This window comes from Bradyrhizobium sp. USDA 241 (assembly GCF_049739505.1).
GTDB lineage: Bacteria > Pseudomonadota > Alphaproteobacteria > Rhizobiales > Xanthobacteraceae > Bradyrhizobium > Bradyrhizobium liaoningense.
Map to the genome: position 1 here is coordinate 1,680,603 of NZ_JBMGPZ010000004.1, position 16,541 is coordinate 1,697,143.

12 protein-coding genes and 2 pseudogenes are annotated in these 16,541 nt (G+C 63.7%); 7 read left to right on the forward strand and 7 right to left on the reverse strand.

Annotated features, from left to right (window positions below; genetic code table 11):
- Positions 1 to 36: 36 nt before the first annotated feature.
- The 3 genes from ABIF91_RS17715 to ABIF91_RS17725 are packed head-to-tail and all read right to left on the reverse strand — an operon-like array spanning position 37 to position 3,203.
- A complete protein-coding gene (locus tag ABIF91_RS17715) occupies positions 37 to 912 on the reverse strand; it encodes an acyl-CoA acyltransferase (protein WP_028180425.1) in 876 nt (291 codons plus the stop codon).
- Positions 913 to 948: 36 nt separating this feature from the next.
- Positions 949 to 1,929: an amino acid--[acyl-carrier-protein] ligase gene (locus tag ABIF91_RS17720; RefSeq protein ID WP_035695869.1), complete on the reverse strand. Its 981-nt coding sequence runs from the start codon at positions 1,927 to 1,929 to the stop codon at positions 949 to 951.
- Between the two features lie 56 nt (positions 1,930 to 1,985).
- Positions 1,986 to 3,203 carry an acyl-CoA dehydrogenase family protein gene (locus ABIF91_RS17725; RefSeq protein ID WP_035671484.1) on the reverse strand — a complete coding sequence of 406 codons (1,218 nt, stop codon included), beginning with the start codon at positions 3,201 to 3,203 and terminating at the stop codon, positions 1,986 to 1,988.
- A gap of 357 nt (positions 3,204 to 3,560) precedes the next feature.
- Between ABIF91_RS17725 and ABIF91_RS17730 the strand changes: the two genes are divergently transcribed.
- From ABIF91_RS17730 to mtnA, 3 genes are all read left to right on the forward strand, one after another.
- Positions 3,561 to 3,833, forward strand: a complete 273-nt coding sequence (locus ABIF91_RS17730) for a phosphopantetheine-binding protein (protein WP_028180428.1) — start codon at positions 3,561 to 3,563, stop codon at positions 3,831 to 3,833.
- A gap of 278 nt (positions 3,834 to 4,111) precedes the next feature.
- Positions 4,112 to 4,987 (forward strand): S-methyl-5'-thioadenosine phosphorylase, encoded by an 876-nt coding sequence (locus tag ABIF91_RS17735; protein WP_028180429.1) that lies wholly within the window; start codon positions 4,112 to 4,114, stop codon positions 4,985 to 4,987.
- An 18-nt stretch (positions 4,988 to 5,005) separates the two neighbouring features.
- Positions 5,006 to 6,112 carry an S-methyl-5-thioribose-1-phosphate isomerase gene (gene mtnA, locus ABIF91_RS17740; RefSeq protein WP_028180430.1) on the forward strand — a complete coding sequence of 369 codons (1,107 nt, stop codon included), beginning with the start codon at positions 5,006 to 5,008 and terminating at the stop codon, positions 6,110 to 6,112.
- Positions 6,113 to 6,233: 121 nt separating this feature from the next.
- On the opposite strand, the gene ABIF91_RS17745 is transcribed toward mtnA, so the two are convergent.
- Positions 6,234 to 6,869, reverse strand: coding sequence for an HAD-IA family hydrolase (locus ABIF91_RS17745; protein ID WP_028180431.1), 636 nt, complete (start codon positions 6,867 to 6,869; stop codon positions 6,234 to 6,236).
- Between the two features lie 107 nt (positions 6,870 to 6,976).
- On the opposite strand from ABIF91_RS17745, the gene ABIF91_RS17750 reads away from it, so the two are divergent.
- The 3 genes and pseudogenes from ABIF91_RS17750 to ABIF91_RS17760 all read left to right on the forward strand — a co-directional run.
- Complete coding sequence (locus tag ABIF91_RS17750; RefSeq protein WP_028180432.1) at positions 6,977 to 7,735, forward strand: S1 family peptidase; 759 nt, start codon at positions 6,977 to 6,979, stop codon at positions 7,733 to 7,735.
- A gap of 125 nt (positions 7,736 to 7,860) precedes the next feature.
- A complete protein-coding gene (locus tag ABIF91_RS17755) occupies positions 7,861 to 9,363 on the forward strand; it encodes a flavin-containing monooxygenase (RefSeq protein WP_028180433.1) in 1,503 nt (500 codons plus the stop codon).
- A 228-nt stretch (positions 9,364 to 9,591) separates the two neighbouring features.
- Positions 9,592 to 9,786, forward strand: a pseudogene (locus ABIF91_RS17760) (IS110 family transposase); the annotation flags it as partial.
- Positions 9,787 to 9,805: 19 nt separating this feature from the next.
- On the opposite strand, the gene ABIF91_RS17765 reads toward ABIF91_RS17760, so the two are convergent.
- The gene (locus ABIF91_RS17765; protein ID WP_026192128.1) at positions 9,806 to 10,870 is read right to left on the reverse strand and encodes an IS630-like element ISRj1 family transposase; all 1,065 of its coding nucleotides are present in this window, start codon (positions 10,868 to 10,870) and stop codon (positions 9,806 to 9,808) included.
- Between the two features lie 42 nt (positions 10,871 to 10,912).
- On the opposite strand from ABIF91_RS17765, the pseudogene ABIF91_RS17770 reads away from it, so the two are divergent.
- Positions 10,913 to 11,758, forward strand: a pseudogene (locus ABIF91_RS17770) (IS110 family transposase); the annotation flags it as partial.
- 359 nt (positions 11,759 to 12,117) lie between these two features.
- On the opposite strand, the gene ABIF91_RS17775 reads toward ABIF91_RS17770, so the two are convergent.
- Positions 12,118 to 13,038 carry a response regulator gene (locus ABIF91_RS17775; RefSeq protein ID WP_424579286.1) on the reverse strand — a complete coding sequence of 307 codons (921 nt, stop codon included), beginning with the start codon at positions 13,036 to 13,038 and terminating at the stop codon, positions 12,118 to 12,120.
- Positions 13,028 to 16,399: a hybrid sensor histidine kinase/response regulator gene (locus ABIF91_RS17780; RefSeq protein WP_424579287.1), complete on the reverse strand. Its 3,372-nt coding sequence runs from the start codon at positions 16,397 to 16,399 to the stop codon at positions 13,028 to 13,030. The genes ABIF91_RS17775 and ABIF91_RS17780 overlap by 11 nt, the downstream gene beginning before the upstream one ends.
- Positions 16,400 to 16,541: the final 142 nt, after the last annotated feature.

The following is a 16,541-nucleotide window of genomic DNA, read 5'->3' on the forward strand; positions in this document are numbered from 1 at the left end:
CGTCCGCAGGGAGGATAGCCTCGGGACCGGGCTTCTTTACGGCCCGTACAGCACGAGCTCCGTGTCCGTGAGGTCGCCAAGCTGCGGCCGGTGCGGGCCCTTGAAGTATTTGCGGCCGCGCCGCTCGGTGTAGATGCCGACGAGGCCGGCAACCGGACCGTTGGCATCGACGGCCACGGAGACCTTGCCGAGCCGCAGCAGCAACCGGCCGATGCGGCCGGCGCATTCGGCAAATTCCTCGGCACTTCGGCAATAGATCAGCTTCATCGCGGGCGGTGCGATAAAACCGCGGCGGATGCGAACCGGTTGCAGGATGAAGGGGAACGTTCCCTTCGGCGTGCGGCAGACGAGGCTGAGGCAATTGTAGCGCGCATGCCGCGTCAGGAGCTCGGTCTCGGTGTCGGAAAGCCCCTTGATCTCTTTGGCATGCGGCGCGATGACCTCGATCTCGCTCCAGCGCGGCGCGCGCGACAGCGCAGGGACCGAGAAGAATATGCCGCGGCAATAGGCGCGAAAGCCCTGCGTCTCGATGATCGGCCAGGTCCACGGCGCCGGGCTGATGTTGAAATACGTGACGTCCTTGTGCCGCTGGGCGATCTTGGTCAGCAGCGGTGCGTAGTTGCGGTAGGCCGGGTCGACATACCAGCTCGACAGGTTGCACCGGATGGCGGTCTCTTCGCCATCCTTGCGCGCCGTGTAGATCAAGAGCAGCACGCCGACCGGCGTGCCGCCGTCGTCGAGCATGTAGCCGAAGCGCGGATAGCCCTCCGGCACGGGCCGGAAGGCCTGCCGGCGCAGGCCCTCAACCCAGTATTCGCGCGAACGCCCCACGAAGCCGCGCGTCAGCAAGTCCGCGATCTTTTCGACGTCGGACTCGGTGATCTCGCGGCATCGGACCTTGGTATGGATCACGCTCGTCTTGCCCGTGGAAATGGTCGACCTCTTACCTTAGCGCCAGCCTTCGCCATGAGCCTCGGCCGCGACATGCGGCTGCAAGCCCAGGACGTCCCGCACCTTCGCCGGCCAGGCGGAAAGATCCGTGCCGTGGGTGTGGAACATGGCGACGGCCAGGCGGTCCATGCCGAAAGCAACGCAGCCGGTATGGGCCGGCTCGCCGTTGGCGTCCTGGATTCCCCAGGTCGTGCCGAAATGCTCGCGGTGATAATTGAAGCTCATGCAGGCGGTCGGCTGCTCTTCCGAGCGCAGCGGGATAAGGAGCTCGAACTTGAGCTGCTGCTGCTTCTGGCTCACCGCCTTCATCTGGCCGACCCGGCCGAAGAAAGGATCGCTGGCGTAATCGACGCGGAAGGTGAGGCCGAGATCGCGGGCGATCGCCTGCGCGCGCACCATCCAGCGCTCGCGGAAGTCGGCGACGTCCTCGGGGCTGCCGATGCAGACATATTCGCGCATCCGGAACGATTGCAGCCGGTCGAGATGCTTCGACGGCTCGCGGCGGAAGCAATCCGCAGCGACGTCGAAGCGCAGGCCGCCCTTCGGCAATTGGCCACGGCTCGCCGCGATCGGGTAGACCGGATAGCAGGCGGCGGGTGACAGCACGAGATCGGCGGGTGACAGCGAGGTCGTCCAGTCGCCGCCGGCGTCGAAGCGGCTCACCGCGGCATTGATTTCGCGCTCGGTGCCGTGCAGGCCGCAGACGCAGCCGAGCAGGTTCGGAAAGCTCTTGAGATAGCCGGATTTCTCCAGCTGGGCGCGGCTCATGACCGGCGGGAAGCGCATCACCTCGGTGCCGCTTTCGCGATGGCTGGTGATCAGCGCGGCGAGCTTCTCGACGACGCCCTCATAGAGTGCGGTGCGGGCGTAGACGCCGTCGGCCCCCATGCGGTGGAACAGCTTGTCGGCGAGATGATCGAGCGGATCGATCATCTGCGGGGCGGTGGCGGGCGAGTCGGGGAGGATGGCAATATTCATGGTTCGATGTCCTGCTATCTCAAAATTGTTCTTGTTGATTCAGTCGTCGAGGCATCTCAGTCGCGAAGGCTCGTCGGCACTCCGCTCATCAGCGTCGACGTCGCGGCGTTGGCCAGGATGCGGTCGTTGTTGATCATGATCGGCGACGACAGCACGTCGCGCAGATGGCGGCCCATGGTGAACTCGCCGTCGTTGCGGTAGCCGGAAAGACCCGCGGTGCGCATCGCATGCATCACGGTCTCGACCGCGAGCTCGGAGGCCTGCACTTTCAACAGCGTGATGGAGGACTGGAAGTCGAGCGAGCTCAGCGCACGCTCGTCATGCTCGGCGACGGCGAAAGCATCGATGTTGGCGGCGATCAGTGCGCGCAGCTTGGCCAGCGACATCTTGGCGGCGGTGAAGTGCGCCGCGGCCGGAGGCATCTGGCCGCCGGAAGAGCGCGCCGCCTTGCGGATGAAGGCCTGCGCGCGAGTCACTGCCGCAGCGGCAATGCCGGCCCAGACCGACGACCAGCACAGATGCGCGAACGGCGTCATGGTCTGGGCGTGGATCTTGTCATAGGCTTCAGGGAAGACGCGGTCGGCGGGGCAGTCGACCTTCAGCTCGAACCCGGTCGAGCAGGTGCCGCGCATGCCGAGCGTTTCCCAGCCCAGCGTCCGCCTCAGCGAATAGTCGTCCTTGGCGAGCGCCAGCAGCACCTGGTCGGAGGCCGCCGCATCGGTGGCGCGGCGGGCGATAGTGACGAGGCCATCGGCTTCGGCGCCGTACGAGATCACGGTGGCGTCGCGCACCAGCGAGACGGTGTCGCCGGCATGATCGGCCGCGGCGGCGCTGGCGCGGATGTTGCCGCCGTTCTGGCCTTCGGTGGTGGAGGAGGCGAGCAGCCACTGGTCGCGGGCGACCCGGCGCATCATGGTCTCCATCCAGGGAATGCCATGGCCGTGCCTGATGATGCAGGCGACCTTGGTCTGGTGCATCGCGTAGATCATCGCGGTGGACGCGCAGGCGCGTCCGAGCGTGTAGCAGATGTCGGTGACCTCATGGATCGAAGCGCCGAAGCCACCGAACTCGACCGGAACCGTCACGCCGAGCAGCTTCTGCTCACGTGCGACCTCGAATGCCTTGTGCGGGAAACGGGCGTCGCGATCGACCCCGTCTGCGTCGGCCGCAGCAGCGGCGGCGGTCCGGGCGGCGCGCTCGATCAGGGAGGGGCCCTGCTCGAGGAAGCTCGTCTGCATCTCGTCGACAGTAAGGACCGCTTCACGCACGTTCATGCTCGTCCGCCTCCGTTTTGCCCGTTCGAGATCGCCGGCATCATTCGCGATGCCGCCGGTGATCCTCCGGCCATCTTTGCTTGTGAGACGAGGCTACGGATTTAATTCAAATTCGTCGATGAAATAGAGGGTAAACAAAGCCCAATTCCGGACGGACAGTTAAGGGCCGGTTGTTTGCATCACCGGATTTTCCGGCGTCGCGTTAGGACTCTGGAAGAAGCCTGAATTCCGGACAATCTGAGTCATCGTTTACTAAGAAACGCGAAGTATTGGTGACGCCCATTGCAGGACCGGCAAGCCGTGCCCATCGTAGCCGACAGTCCGGTCCGACCTCGTTAGACAGATGGGAATTTGCCGATGCAGGCCTTCAATACCGACGTGCGCAATCGCATCATCAAGCTGGTGAAGGGCATCCTCGAACAGAATTCACTCACCGCAGACGTCACGTCTTCCGCCAAGCTCGTTGATGTCGGCCTGACGTCGATGGACATGGTCAATCTGATGCTCGGCGTCGAAGCCGAGTTCGATTTCACCATCCCGCAATCCGAGATCACGCCGGAGAATTTCCAGTCCGTCGAGACGCTGGAGCGGATGATCGCGACGCAGCTGCAGCCGGCGACCGCGGCTTAGTTAAGGGCGCTACTCCCTCTCCGGTGTCGTCCCTGCGAACGCAGGGACCCATAACCCCAGGGAGGAGTTTGGCGAAGATTGGTCGTTCGGGATTGCGACCAGCCACCTCCATAGATCCCGCGGTATGGGTCCCCGCGTTCGCGGGGACGACACCAGGTATGAGGCGCAGGCTCGCGCCCCCGACACCACCGCCATCGCCCCTCCAGCCCCGTTTCAAAACCGCCGCAAAGCTGGCATAGCTTAACCATGTCACACATGGCGGACAGGTTGGAGCAGGCATGACGCAGGCGGTATTGGGTATCATCGGCGGCTCGGGCATCTATGACCTCCCGGGCCTCGAGGGTGCGCGCGAAGAGGTGATCAAGAGCCCGTGGGGCGAGCCGTCTGCGCCCTTGCGGCGTGGCTCCATCGCCGGCCTGCCGATCGTGTTCCTGCCGCGGCATGACAAGGGCCACCGGCTGTCCCCCTCCGACATCAATTATCGCGCCAATATCGACGTGCTGAAGCGGGCCGGCGTCACCGACCTGATCTCACTCTCGGCCTGCGGCTCCTTCAGGGAGGAACTGCCGCCCGGGACTTTCGTTCTCGTCGACCAGTTCGTCGACCGTACCTACAAGCGAGAGAGCTCGTTCTTCGGCCGCGGCTGCGTCGCGCATGTGTCGATGGCGCATCCGGTCTCGCCGCGGCTGCGCATCCATCTCGCGGCGGCGGCCGAAGCCGAGGGCATCGCGGTCGCGCGCGGCGGCACCTATGTCTGCATGGAGGGGTCGCAATTCTCCACCTATGCGGAAAGCATGACCTACAAGACATCAGGCTATTCCGTGATCGGCATGACCAACATGCCCGAGGCGAAGCTCGCGCGCGAGGCGGAGATCTGCTACGCCACGGTCGCGATGGTGACTGATTTCGACTGCTGGCATCCCGATCACGACGCCGTCACCGTTCAGGACATCATCCGCGTGCTGACCTCGAACGCCGACAAGGCGAAGGCGCTGGTGGCGCGGCTGGCAAAGGATTTTCCGCGCGAGCACGAGCCATGCCCGATTGGCTCGGACCGTGCGCTCGATACCGCGCTGATCACGGCGCCGGAGGCGCGCGATCCGGAGCTTCTGAAGAAGCTCGATGCGGTGGCCGGGCGCATCCTGCGGGCGTGATGTGAAAGGCAGAATGCCATGAAGGTCGACGGCAAGCATTTCCGCAGCATCTGGCGCGAGCGTGATGGCTGGTCGGTCGGCGCGATCGATCAGCGCAGGTTGCCGCATGAGTTCGTCATCGCGCGCCTCACCTCCTGCGAGGACGCGGCCGTCGCAATCCGCGACATGCTGGTGCGCGGCGCGCCTTTGATCGGCGCGACTGCCGCTTATGGAATGGCGCTCGCGATGCGCGAGGATGCCTCGGATGCAGGCCTGAAGCGCGCCTATGACACGCTCGTCGTGGCGCGGCCGACCGCGATCAATCTGAAATGGGCCCTGGACGAGATGCGCGCGACGCTCGCTCCGATCGACCCCCTTGAAAGGGCGGAAGCGGCCTATGCTCGCGCCGACGAGATCGTCGAGCAGGACGTCGAGATCAACCGCGGCATCGCCGGCAACGGTCTGAAGCTGATCGAGGCGATCGCGGCCAAGAAGCCGGGGCAGGCGGTCAACGTGCTGACCCATTGCAACGCCGGCTGGCTCGCCACCGTCGATTGGGGCACGGCGACGGCGCCGATCTATCTCGCGCATGAGCGCGGCCTCAAGATCCATGTCTGGGTCGACGAGACCCGGCCGCGCAACCAGGGCGCCTCGCTGACGGCCTGGGAGCTCGGCCATCACGGCGTGCCGCACACCGTGATCCCGGACAATACCGGCGGACACCTGATGCAGCACGGCATGGTCGATCTCGCCATTGTCGGCACCGACCGCGTCGCCGCCAATGGTGACGTCTGCAACAAGATCGGTACCTATCTGAAGGCGCTTGCCGCGCATGACAATGGCGTGCCGTTCTACGTCGCGCTGCCGTCGCCGACGATCGACTTCGCCGTCCATGACGGCGTTCGCGACATCCCGATCGAGCAGCGCAGCGGCACGGAAGTCACCGACATGACCGGCCGTACCGCCGACGGAAGGCTGGAGACGGTTCGTATCGTGCCGGAGAACTCGCCGGTCGCGAACTACGCCTTTGACGTGACGCCGGCGCGGCTTGTCACCGGCCTCATCACCGAACGCGGCGTGCTGAAGGCGGATCGTGACTCGCTGGCGTCTGCATTCCCGGAGCGGGTTGCCGCTGGGACGGAGTAGTCAATTCTCGAGGCGAGATCGTTCCACGCGGTCATTGCGAGCGCAGCGAAGCAATCCAGAATCTTTCCGCGGAGACAGTCTGGATTGCTTCGCTGCGCTCGCAATGACGGAGTATGACGCGCTAGCTCAGCTTCAACCCCGTCGCCGCCTCGAGTTCCGCAATCGCCTGGGCACCGCCTGTGACCTTGATCGTCGTCATGCCCATCTGACGCGCGGGCTTCAGGTTGACGCCGAGATCGTCGAGATAGACGCAATTGTTCGGATCGACCTTCAGCGTCTCGACCATCATCCGGTAGATGCGCGGGTCAGGCTTGCGCAGTCCGATCTTGGCGGATTCGATGACGTGATCGAACAACACCATCACTTCGGCGATGTAGAGGGAGCGTCCCGTCAGGCTGCCGATGGCGTTCGCCGGCAAATTGTTGGTGATGCAGCCGGTCTTGAACTGCGCCTTGATACGCTTCAGAGCCTCGACCATTTCCGGGCGCAGATCGCCCTGCAGCAGCGGCAGCACGTCACGGCCGCGCACTTCCGCGCCAAGCGCGAGCGATTCGGCGGCGAACAATTCGTCGAAGGTGTCGATGTCCACCTCGGCCCGCTCGAACTTGGCCCAGGCGTTCTCCAGATGGTTGGCGGCATTGGTGCGCCGGATGATGTCGATGGGCAGGCCGCGCTCGGTCTCGAACCGCGTGAACGCCTCGAATGGTGAGCTCGTCAGCACGCCGCCAAAATCAAAGATCACAGCCTCGACCGTCAATGTCCTGCCCTCGTCAATTCCTTTCCAAGAGGGCTAGCATGCGGTATCGGCAAGAGCCAGTCCGAAGCCTCCCTCCTTCACCGATGCTGACGCCAAAGCGTGTTCCCATGAAGAAGCTCGCCATGTTCATCGCAGCAGCGCTGCTGCTCGCCACGCCTGCCCGCGCCATCGTCGGCGGCGGCACGCCGCAGGCCGATGGTGTCGCGCGCGCCGTCGTCACCATCGTCGGGTCGCGCGGCAATTTCTGCACCGGCAGCCTGATCGCCCCGAGGCTGGTGTTGACGGTCGCCCATTGCGTGCAGCCCGGCGCCGACTACAAGATCGTCGATCGCGGCGCCGACGGCCAGCCGCAATTGCTGAACGTCCGCGCCGTCGCGATCCATCCGAATTTCAACATGCAGGCCATGCAGGCGCACCGTGCCACCGCCGACGTGGCGCTGCTGCAGCTGGAAATTCCACTCAAAGGAAAATCCACGGTGACGGTCGGGACGCCGACGATTCCAATTCAGGTCGGCAGCCGCTTCGTCATTGCCGGCATCGGCGTCACCGTGCGCGGTGACGGCAAGAGTGGCGGCACGACGCGCGTGGCCGGCCTCGTTGCGACCGGGCAGCCCGGCACGCTCCAGATTCGCCTGGTTGATCCCGTAACCAACGGTGTTCGCGACGGAATTGGCGCCTGCACCGGCGATTCCGGCGGCCCCGTGCTCGAGGACAGGCCGAATGGTCCCGTGCTCGTCGGGATCATCAGCTGGTCGACAGGGCCGAACGGCGCCGCCGGTTGCGGCGGATTGACCGGCGTCACGCCGCTCACGCTCTATCGCGACTGGATTTTGCAGACCGCGCGGAGCTGGGGTGCGGCGCTGTGATTTGACCGCGACTTGATCTATGTCATTTTGTAGCGGAAGCGCGGCGGGCGAAACTGCCCGGCGCGGAGGAAACGCGCCGTCCGGTCAAGGGCGGCCACAAAAACAAGCAAGGCATAGAAACAACAATGAATGTCGCTGTTCGCAGTCACGCCACGGCCAAACAGGTTTCTGAACATTTCGACGTGCTGATCGTCGGCGCCGGCATCTCCGGCATCGGCAGCGCCTATCACATCCAGAAGCAGCTTCCGGGCACGAGCTACGTCATCCTGGAGACGCAGGAAACATTCGGCGGCACCTGGAGCACACATCGCTATCCCGGCATTCGCTCCGACAGCGATCTCCATACCTTTGGCTACAGCTTCAAGCCGTGGGTCGGCCCGCCGATCGCGACCGCCGAGGAAATCCTCTCCTATATGAAAGAGGTGATCGACGACAACGATATCGCGCGGCACATCCGCTACAAGCACAAGATCAATTCGGCGAGCTGGTCGAGCGAGCAGAATCTCTGGACCATCGAGGCGGTGACGACCGACACCGGTGAGCCGAAGATCTTCACCGCCAACTTCCTCTGGATGTGCCAGGGCTATTATCGCCATTCGGAAGGCTACACGCCGCAATGGAAGGGCATGGACCGCTTCAAGGGCCGCATCGTCCATCCCCAGACCTGGCCCGATGATGTCGACCTTACCAACAAGAAGGTCGTCGTGATCGGCTCGGGCGCGACGGCGGCAACGCTGGTGCCGAACATCGCGGACCAATGCGCGCATGTCACCATGCTGCAGCGCTCGCCGACTTACTTCCGCCTGGGCCGCAACGCCATCGAGATCGCGGAAGAATTGCGCCGGCTTCAGGTCGACGAAGCCTGGATCCATGAGATCGTGCGGCGCAAGATCCTGTTCGAGCAGGATGCGTTCACGAGGCTCTGCGTGTCCAAGCCCGAGCAGGTCAAGAAGGAGCTGATCGGCCAGATCAGCGCCGTGCTCGGCCCGGACTACGACGTCGAGACCCACTTTACGCCGAAATACCGGCCGTGGCGGCAGCGCATCGCCTTCGTGCCCGATGCCGACCTGTTCAAGGGCATCGCCAGCGGCAAGGCCTCGGTCGTGACCGACGAGATCGAATGCTTCGTCGAGAACGGCATCCAGCTCAAATCGGGCAAGGTGCTCGAGGCTGACATCATCGTCACCGCGACCGGGTTCAACCTCGCCGCGCTCGGCGACATCGCGTTCGAGATCGACGGCAGGCCGCTCGCTTTTGGCGACACCGTCACCTATCGCGGCATGATGTTCACGGGCGTGCCCAACATGGTCTGGGTGTTCGGCTACTTCCGCGCCAGCTGGACGTTGCGCGTCGACCTCGTCGCCGATTTCGTCTGCAGGCTGCTCGGACACATGAAGGCGAAAGGTGCCAAGAAGGTCGAGGTCAAGCTGCGTCCCGAGGACCACAACATGCCGATCCTGCCCTGGATCGATCCGGAGAACTTCAACCCCGGCTACATGATGCGCAACATGGACCTCTTGCCCAAGCGCGGCGACAAGCCGGAATGGCAGCACAGCCAGGATTACTGGACCGAGAAGGACGAGATCCCGAAGACGGACCTGGACGACAAGGCGTTTGTCTATGGGTGATGTAGCGAGGGGTGTAGTGGGCGTGGCGAATGCTCGCCCCCGCCCTCCACCGTCGTCCCGGGGCGCGAAGCGAGCCCGGGACCCATAACCACAGGGAGTGGTTATGAAGCGAGCTGGTCAGTCCAAGTCCTCGCCAAACCACTTCCCGTGGCTGATGGTGTGGACGGCCCCTACGGCATCAGTTGTGCCAGAATGAGGTTGTCAAAGACCCATTCACAGGAGCCGTCCATGAGCCAGATTATCCGCATTGGGATGGATACGTCGAAGCATATTTTTCAACTCCATGGCGTTGACGCTTCGGAGCAAGTGGTGTTGCGCAAGCGGCTGAGCCGCAAGGCGATGCTGGAGTTTTTTACCAAGCTGCCGGCGACGGTGATTGTGATCGAGGCTTGCGGGGCGGCGCACTACCTGGCGCGGGAGCTTGGCAAGCTAGTACCCGGAATCAGAGCTGAGTGATACGGCGGCCTTTGAAACGGCGTTGACGGACCTTTTTCTTGGTCCAGACGAAGGGCTCGGCTCTGTCGTTGTATGCGTTGACGTAGGCATCGATGTGTTCCTGAAGCTGCTTGAGGCTCGTGAAGGAGGTGCCGCTGAGCGACTGCCCCTGCAAGATGGAAAACCATACTTCGACCTGATTGAGCCATGACGCACTTGTCGGCGTGAAATGAAATTGCACGTTGGGGTGGGCCTTGAGCCAGTCCTCGTTCTTTTTATGGGTGTTGAGGTTGTCGAGGATGACGTGAAGCTTGCGGTTCGGAAAAGCCGCGGTGACGCTGTTCATGAAATCGAGAAACTCGACGCGGCGCCGGCGTTTTGAATGGGTCGCGATGATCTTTCCGGTGGCGACTTCGAGCGCCGCAAACAATGTTGTGGTGCCATGCCGCTTGTAATCGTGGCTTTGGCCGGTCAAGGCGCGGCCATTGGGCAACTTCAGATAACCCTGCGCTCGCTCCAAAGCCTGGATCGAGGGCTTCTCGTCCACGCACAGCACAATGGCCTTCGCCGGCGGCGCGACATAGAGGCCGACAACATCGGCGGCTTTGGCCGTAAAGTTCGGGTCGTTGCTCTCGCACCAGGACTTGCGAGCCACCAGGTCAATCTTGTGGCTGCGCAGGAACCGCCAGACATATTGGACATCGACATCGCCCAGCGCCTCGGCCAGCAGGGGGCCGGTCCAGCGCGCAAACCCTTGCGGTGGCGGCTTATCCAGCAGCTTCAGAATCCGCTTGTCGGTCGTCTTCGTATAGATCGGCTGCTTGCCAGGCCGCGGCTTGTCTTGCAGCCCTTCAAGGCCATGGTCGGCATAGCGATGCCGCCAAAGGCTGACAATCCGCGGCTGGACCCCAACTTCCTTGGCGATCGACCGGGTGCTGCGCCCATCCGCCGCCAACAGAACTATCCGCGCCCGCTTCAAATCGCGCTGCAACGTCACCGGTGAGCGACAGCACGCCTCAAGCACCTTGCGATCTTTCCTCGAAAGGTGGACTTCTCTTGCTTCGGGTATCATCCCGACCTTGAATCACGACTCACGTTCCAAGAAAAGTGGGTACTAGTGCACACGGTCAAGCTGATCGCGCCGCAGCTGGTCAAGCCTTACGTGCCGCGCAACAAGAACGACGGGCGCGACGCGGAAGGACTGTGTGAGGCGGCGAGCCGGCCGCGGATGCGCTACGTTCCGGTGAAGACGGCCGAGCAGCAGGCGGCGCTGATGCTGCTTGGCGTACGCGAGCAATTGGTCGCGCGTCGCACCCAGCTCTCCAATACGATCCGCGGTCATGCGGCGGAGTTCGGTTTGATAGCAGCCAAGGGGCTGGACAAGCTTGCCGCGTTCCTGGCGACGATCAAACAGGACGATCGTGTTCCAGCGCTGGCTCGCGAGCTGTTTGCAATGCTTGCCCGCCAATATGACCAGGTGCAAGTCGAGCTGAAGGCGGTCGAGGCCAAGCTTGTGGCCTGGCACCGTGCCGATGCCATGAGCCGGCGATTGGCACAAATCCCGGGGGTCGGTCCGGTCACCGCTGCGGCACTGGTCATGAAGGCGCCAGATCCGCATGCCTTCCGCTCAGGAAGACTGTTCGCGGCCTGGCTCGGCTTGACCCCCAAGGACCATTCCACTGCGGGAAAGACCAGGCTCGGCAAGATCACCCGCGCTGGCGATGAGAGATTGCGTCAACTGCTGGTGGTCGGGGCGACCTCGGTGGTCAAGCAAGCGATGGCGAAAGATTCCGGTCCACATTGGCTCGTCGAGCTCTTGAAGCGCAAGACACCGAAGCTTGCCGCAGTGGCACTCGCCAACAAGATGGCCCGCATCGCCTGGAAGCTGATGACGACGGCACAGGAATATGACAGCGCGCGGCTGAATGCCCGAGCCGACCAAGCGCCAGCCGCCGCATAGTTGAGAGATTCGGCCGACCGGCGGGTTCACCCACCGGCCGAACCGGAGCTGCAAGAGCAGAGGAGATGGTGCGATCGATCGACCGAAGATGCGAGCAAATCCGTGGGACCCATTGGCCGATCAAGGTCGCGTGGTTGATTGGAGCTCGTGTCGCGGAAACCATCTTGGCCAGCGGTCTAACACGCCGAACCAACAGGCCGGACATATGGATGCAAGCGATCCGATCAAAACCTTCACAAAGCTCTTGTGCCACGGAGGCCGTCCACATATGGGTCCCGGATCAGCGCTACGCTTCGCTCGCTTGTCCGGGACGACACTGTTCACTGGGGTAGCGGCATTCCCACTCATTCACACGCCGCTCACGAATTCCGCCTCGTCGCATTCGCTGCAATGGCCGCCGCGGCCGTCCGGTTCTCCACGCCGAGCTTGGCGTAGATCTGCTCGAGATGCTTGTCGACCGTGCGCGGGCTGAGGCCCAAAATCTGCGCGATGTCGCGGTTGGTCTTGCCCTTGCTGAGCCAGGCCAGAACCTCTCCCTCGCGCGTGGTGAGGCCGAGCTCGCTGGTGAATTCGGGTGGCAGAGCGGTGCCGGACTCCCTCGAGAGCCGCAGCAGGAATTCGTTCGGCGCGGTCTCACCCATGTAGAAGAGCCGAAGTTGCGGATTGTCGGGCAAGGAAGCTCCTTGCGACTTCGAGCTGCCCTTGGCCTTGGCCTGCTCCAGCCATTGCAGCAGCGCTGGCGGCAGGACGAAATCGTCGGCCTGCGCGCCGTGATGGTCGGACAGCAGTTTCTGCGCCTGCGGCGTCGCCCACAGCACGTTGCCCTGGCGGTTGACCGCGAACAGGAATCGGCCGGAGACGTCGAGCGCGGTGCGCGCGCTCTGGGTCAGCCGGGCATTGCCGAGATGGACGCGGATGCGCGCCAGCATTTCCTCGTTCACGATCGGTTTGGTCACGTAGTCGACGCCGCCAGCTTCAAGTCCGCGCACGATGTGCTCGGTCTCGGCAAGGCCCGTCATGAAGATCACGGGCACGTTGGCGAGACCGGCATCGCGCTTGAGCCGGCGGCAGGTCTCGAAGCCGTCGATGCCGGGCATCACGGCATCGAGCAGAATGATGTCGGGCGTGATCTGGTCGATGATGCGCATCGCCGCGGCGCCATCAAGCGCCACCATGACCGTCATGCCGGCGCCGTCGAGCGCGTCGGTGAGCAGCCGCAGCGTCTCCGGAGAGTCATCGACAACGAGCGCGACATCGCGTTTCTTCGACTCAATGTTCATACGCGTGCAACGTCTTCAATGTGGCCATGTACTGGTCGAGATCGAAGCGATCGACCAGCGACCGCATCTGCGCGACGAAGTCGGCATGCTCAGGATGTTCGCTGCCGATCTCGTCCAGCTTCAACTGGATACCCCTGACGTAGCCGATCTGGCCGAGCCCGATCAGCGCCTCGATGTGCCGCACCGGCGGCTTTGATCCGGTCTCGGGACGCCAGAACGGCACCGCGATCTCGTCCGAGCCGTATTGCCATTCGATCTTGAGCAGCTGGCGGATCGTCTCCAGGAGCCGCGGGATGTCGATCGGCTTCATCAGATAGCCGTCGTGGAAGGGTTGCGCCAGCGGAGCGCCGTGGGCCTCCAACGCGCTTGCCGACACCATGAGGATGCGCGCCTGGTGATGGCCGCTCGCGCGCAAGGCCTCGGCCACGGTCCAGCCGTCCATGGCAGGCATTGAGATGTCGAGCAGGAACAGATCGGGCCGGCAATGCTGTGCCAGCGCGAGGCAACCGGCGCCGTCCGGCGCGCTGAGCAGGATGAAACCGAGCGGCGTCAGCACCTCGCGCAGGAGATCGCGATGCACAGGGTCGTCGTCGGTGACGAGGATGGTCTTGCGCGCGCCGTGATAGCCGGAGACCGGGGCCTCGACCGGCGCGATGCGCTGGGGATTGGTGACCTCCGAGAGCAGGATCTTGACCTTGAACGTTGAGCCGGTGCCGACCGTGCTCACGACCTTGATATCGCCGCCCATCACGCCGGCGAGCAGGCGGCTGATGGTGAGGCCGAGGCCGGTCCCGGTCTGCGGCTGCGAGACGCCAAGCGCACCGCGCTCGAAAGGCGCGAAGATGCGTTCGAGATCGTCGCCCCGGATGCCCGGTCCGGTGTCGATCACCTCGAACTCGGCGACGGGGCTGCGATAGTGCACGACGAACTGCACGCTGCCTGACTGGGTGAATTTGATGGCGTTCGAGAGCAAGTTGATCAGCACCTGACGCAGCCGCTTCTCGTCCGCATAGACCACGAGCGGCAGCGACGCCGGCCGCCTGAACACGAAATCGATGCCTTTGGCCGCGGCCTGAAGGCGGAACATGCCGACGAGCTGCTCGAGAAACTCGCCGAGGCGCACCTCGTCGCGCGACAGATACAGCCGCCCCGCCTCGATCTTGGAGATGTCCAGGATGCCGTCGATCAGGCCGGACAGGTGGTCGGCGCTGCGGCGGACGACGCGGACCTGGTCGCGCGGCTTCGGGCCCAGTGTCGTATCCTGCTCGAGCAGCTGGGCATAGCCGCTGATCGCGTTCAGCGGCGAGCGCAGCTCATGGCTCAGGCCCACCACGTAGCGGCTCTTGGCCAAATTGGCGGACTCGGCGACCTCCTTGGCACGTTGGAGCTCGGCATCGGTGCGCTTGTGCGCGTCGATTTCCTGGATCAGCAGCGTGGTTTGCCGCCGCGTCTCGGCCTCGGCGGCGCGGCGGCTCTGCTGCGCCAGCACGAACAGCCAGGCAACCACGCCGATGATGATGCTGAGCGAGAAGAACACCTTCCACAGCACGTCGGAGACGAGCTCGTTTTCGCCATGGACGCTCGCCGACGTCTGCAGATAGATCAGTCCCAGCACCAGGGCGACCAGGCCGGCGGAGACCTCGAACACGCCGATATAGTGGCCGAGCTGCGAGTTGATCCGGGCGTAGATCGGTTGCGGCATCAGCTTGCCCAGCGTCTCCGAGACCTGCGCCTGAATTCGAGCGTGCGGCTTGCAGAGATCGTGGCAGCGCGCGTCCAGTGAACAGCACAGCGAGCAGATCGGACCGGCGTAAGCGGGGCAGGAGGCCATGTCCTCCGGCTCGAACGCGTGCTCGCAGATACAGCACTGGATCGCCTCGAGGTTCTGCCAGCTCCGCTTCGGCTTGCGTGCGATGTAGTACTTGCCGTCGGTGGCCCAGGCAATCAACGGCGCGGCGAGGAAAGCCACTGCGAGCGCTATGAAGGCCGACAGCGCCTTCGCGGTAGGTCCGAACAGGCCGTAAAAGGCGCTGATGGAGACGATGGTTGCGATCGTCATCGCGCCGACGCCGACCGGATTGACGTCGTAGAGATGCGCGCGCTTGAATTCGATCTGCTGCGGTCGCAATCCAAGCGGCTTGTTGACGACGAGATCTGCGACCAGCGCGCCGACCCAGGCGATCGCGACGTTCGAATAGAGCGCCAGCGTCTGCTCCAGGGCCTTGTAGACGCCGATCTCCATCAACAGCAGTGCCACGATGACGTTGAAGACCAGCCAGACCACGCGCCCGGGATGGCTGTGAGTCAGACGCGAGAAGAAGTTCGACCAGGCGATCGAGCCGGCATAGGCGTTGGTGACGTTGATCTTGACCTGCGACAGGATCACGAAGGTGCCGGTCAACGCCAGTGCGAGCTCGGGCTGCGAGAGCACATAGCGGAACGCTTCGAGGTACATATGCGCCGGCTCGGCGGCCTCCTCGGGCGGCACGCCGTGGCTGAGCGCAAAGAAGGCGAGAAACGAGCCGGCCAGGAGCTTCAGCGCGCCGAGCACGATCCAGCCCGGTCCTGCGCTCATCAGCGCCATCCACCAGGAGACCCTCGAGGCGCGGCGGTCGCGGGGGAGAAAGCGCAGGAAGTCGACCTGCTCGCCGATCTGCGCCACCAGCGAAAACACCACCGAGGCCGCAACGCCGAACAGCAACAGATCGAAATGTCCGTTGAGATCGCCGTGCTCGCCCGAGAACTTGCGCCATTCCGTAAAGGAGTGCGGGTTGTGCCAGGCGATCGCCGCGAACGGAATGATGTGAAGGATCACCCATAGCGGTTGCGTCCACAATTGGAAGCGGCTGATCAGCGTGATGCCATAGGCTACCAGCGGGATGATGACGACGGCGCTGATGAGATAGCCGACCGGCCGCGGAATCCCGAAGCACATTTCGAGCGCGGACGCGAGGATCACGGCTTCGATCGCAAAGAAGATGAAGGTGAAGGACGCGTAGATCAGCGAGGTGACCGTCGAGCCGATGTAACCGAAGCCGGCTCCGCGCGTCAGCAGGTCGATGTCGATGCCGCACTTGGCCGCATAATACGCAATGGGCATCCCGCAGCAGAAGATGATGATCGAGACCACGAGGATGGCGGCAGTCGCATTGGTGACGCCATAGTTCAGCGTGATGGTGCCGCCGATCGCCTCCATTGCCAGGAACGAGATCGCGCCCAGCGCCGTGTTGGCGACGCGGGCGGCGGACCAGCGGCGTGCGCTCTTGGCGGTGAAGCGCAGGGCATAGTCTTCCAGAGTCTGGTTGGCGACCCATTGGTTGTACTGGCGCCTGACGCGGTCTATTCGCTGCCGCCCTGCCACTGAACCCCACTCCCGATACGGACCCGGACCCCTCGCAAATTCCGTACCAGAAGCCTACGTCGGCATTTTGCGGTGCAGTATACGCGATCTTGCGTATGCTTGCGCTGCATAAATTCGAGCCATCCTCACGGCCACCAATAGC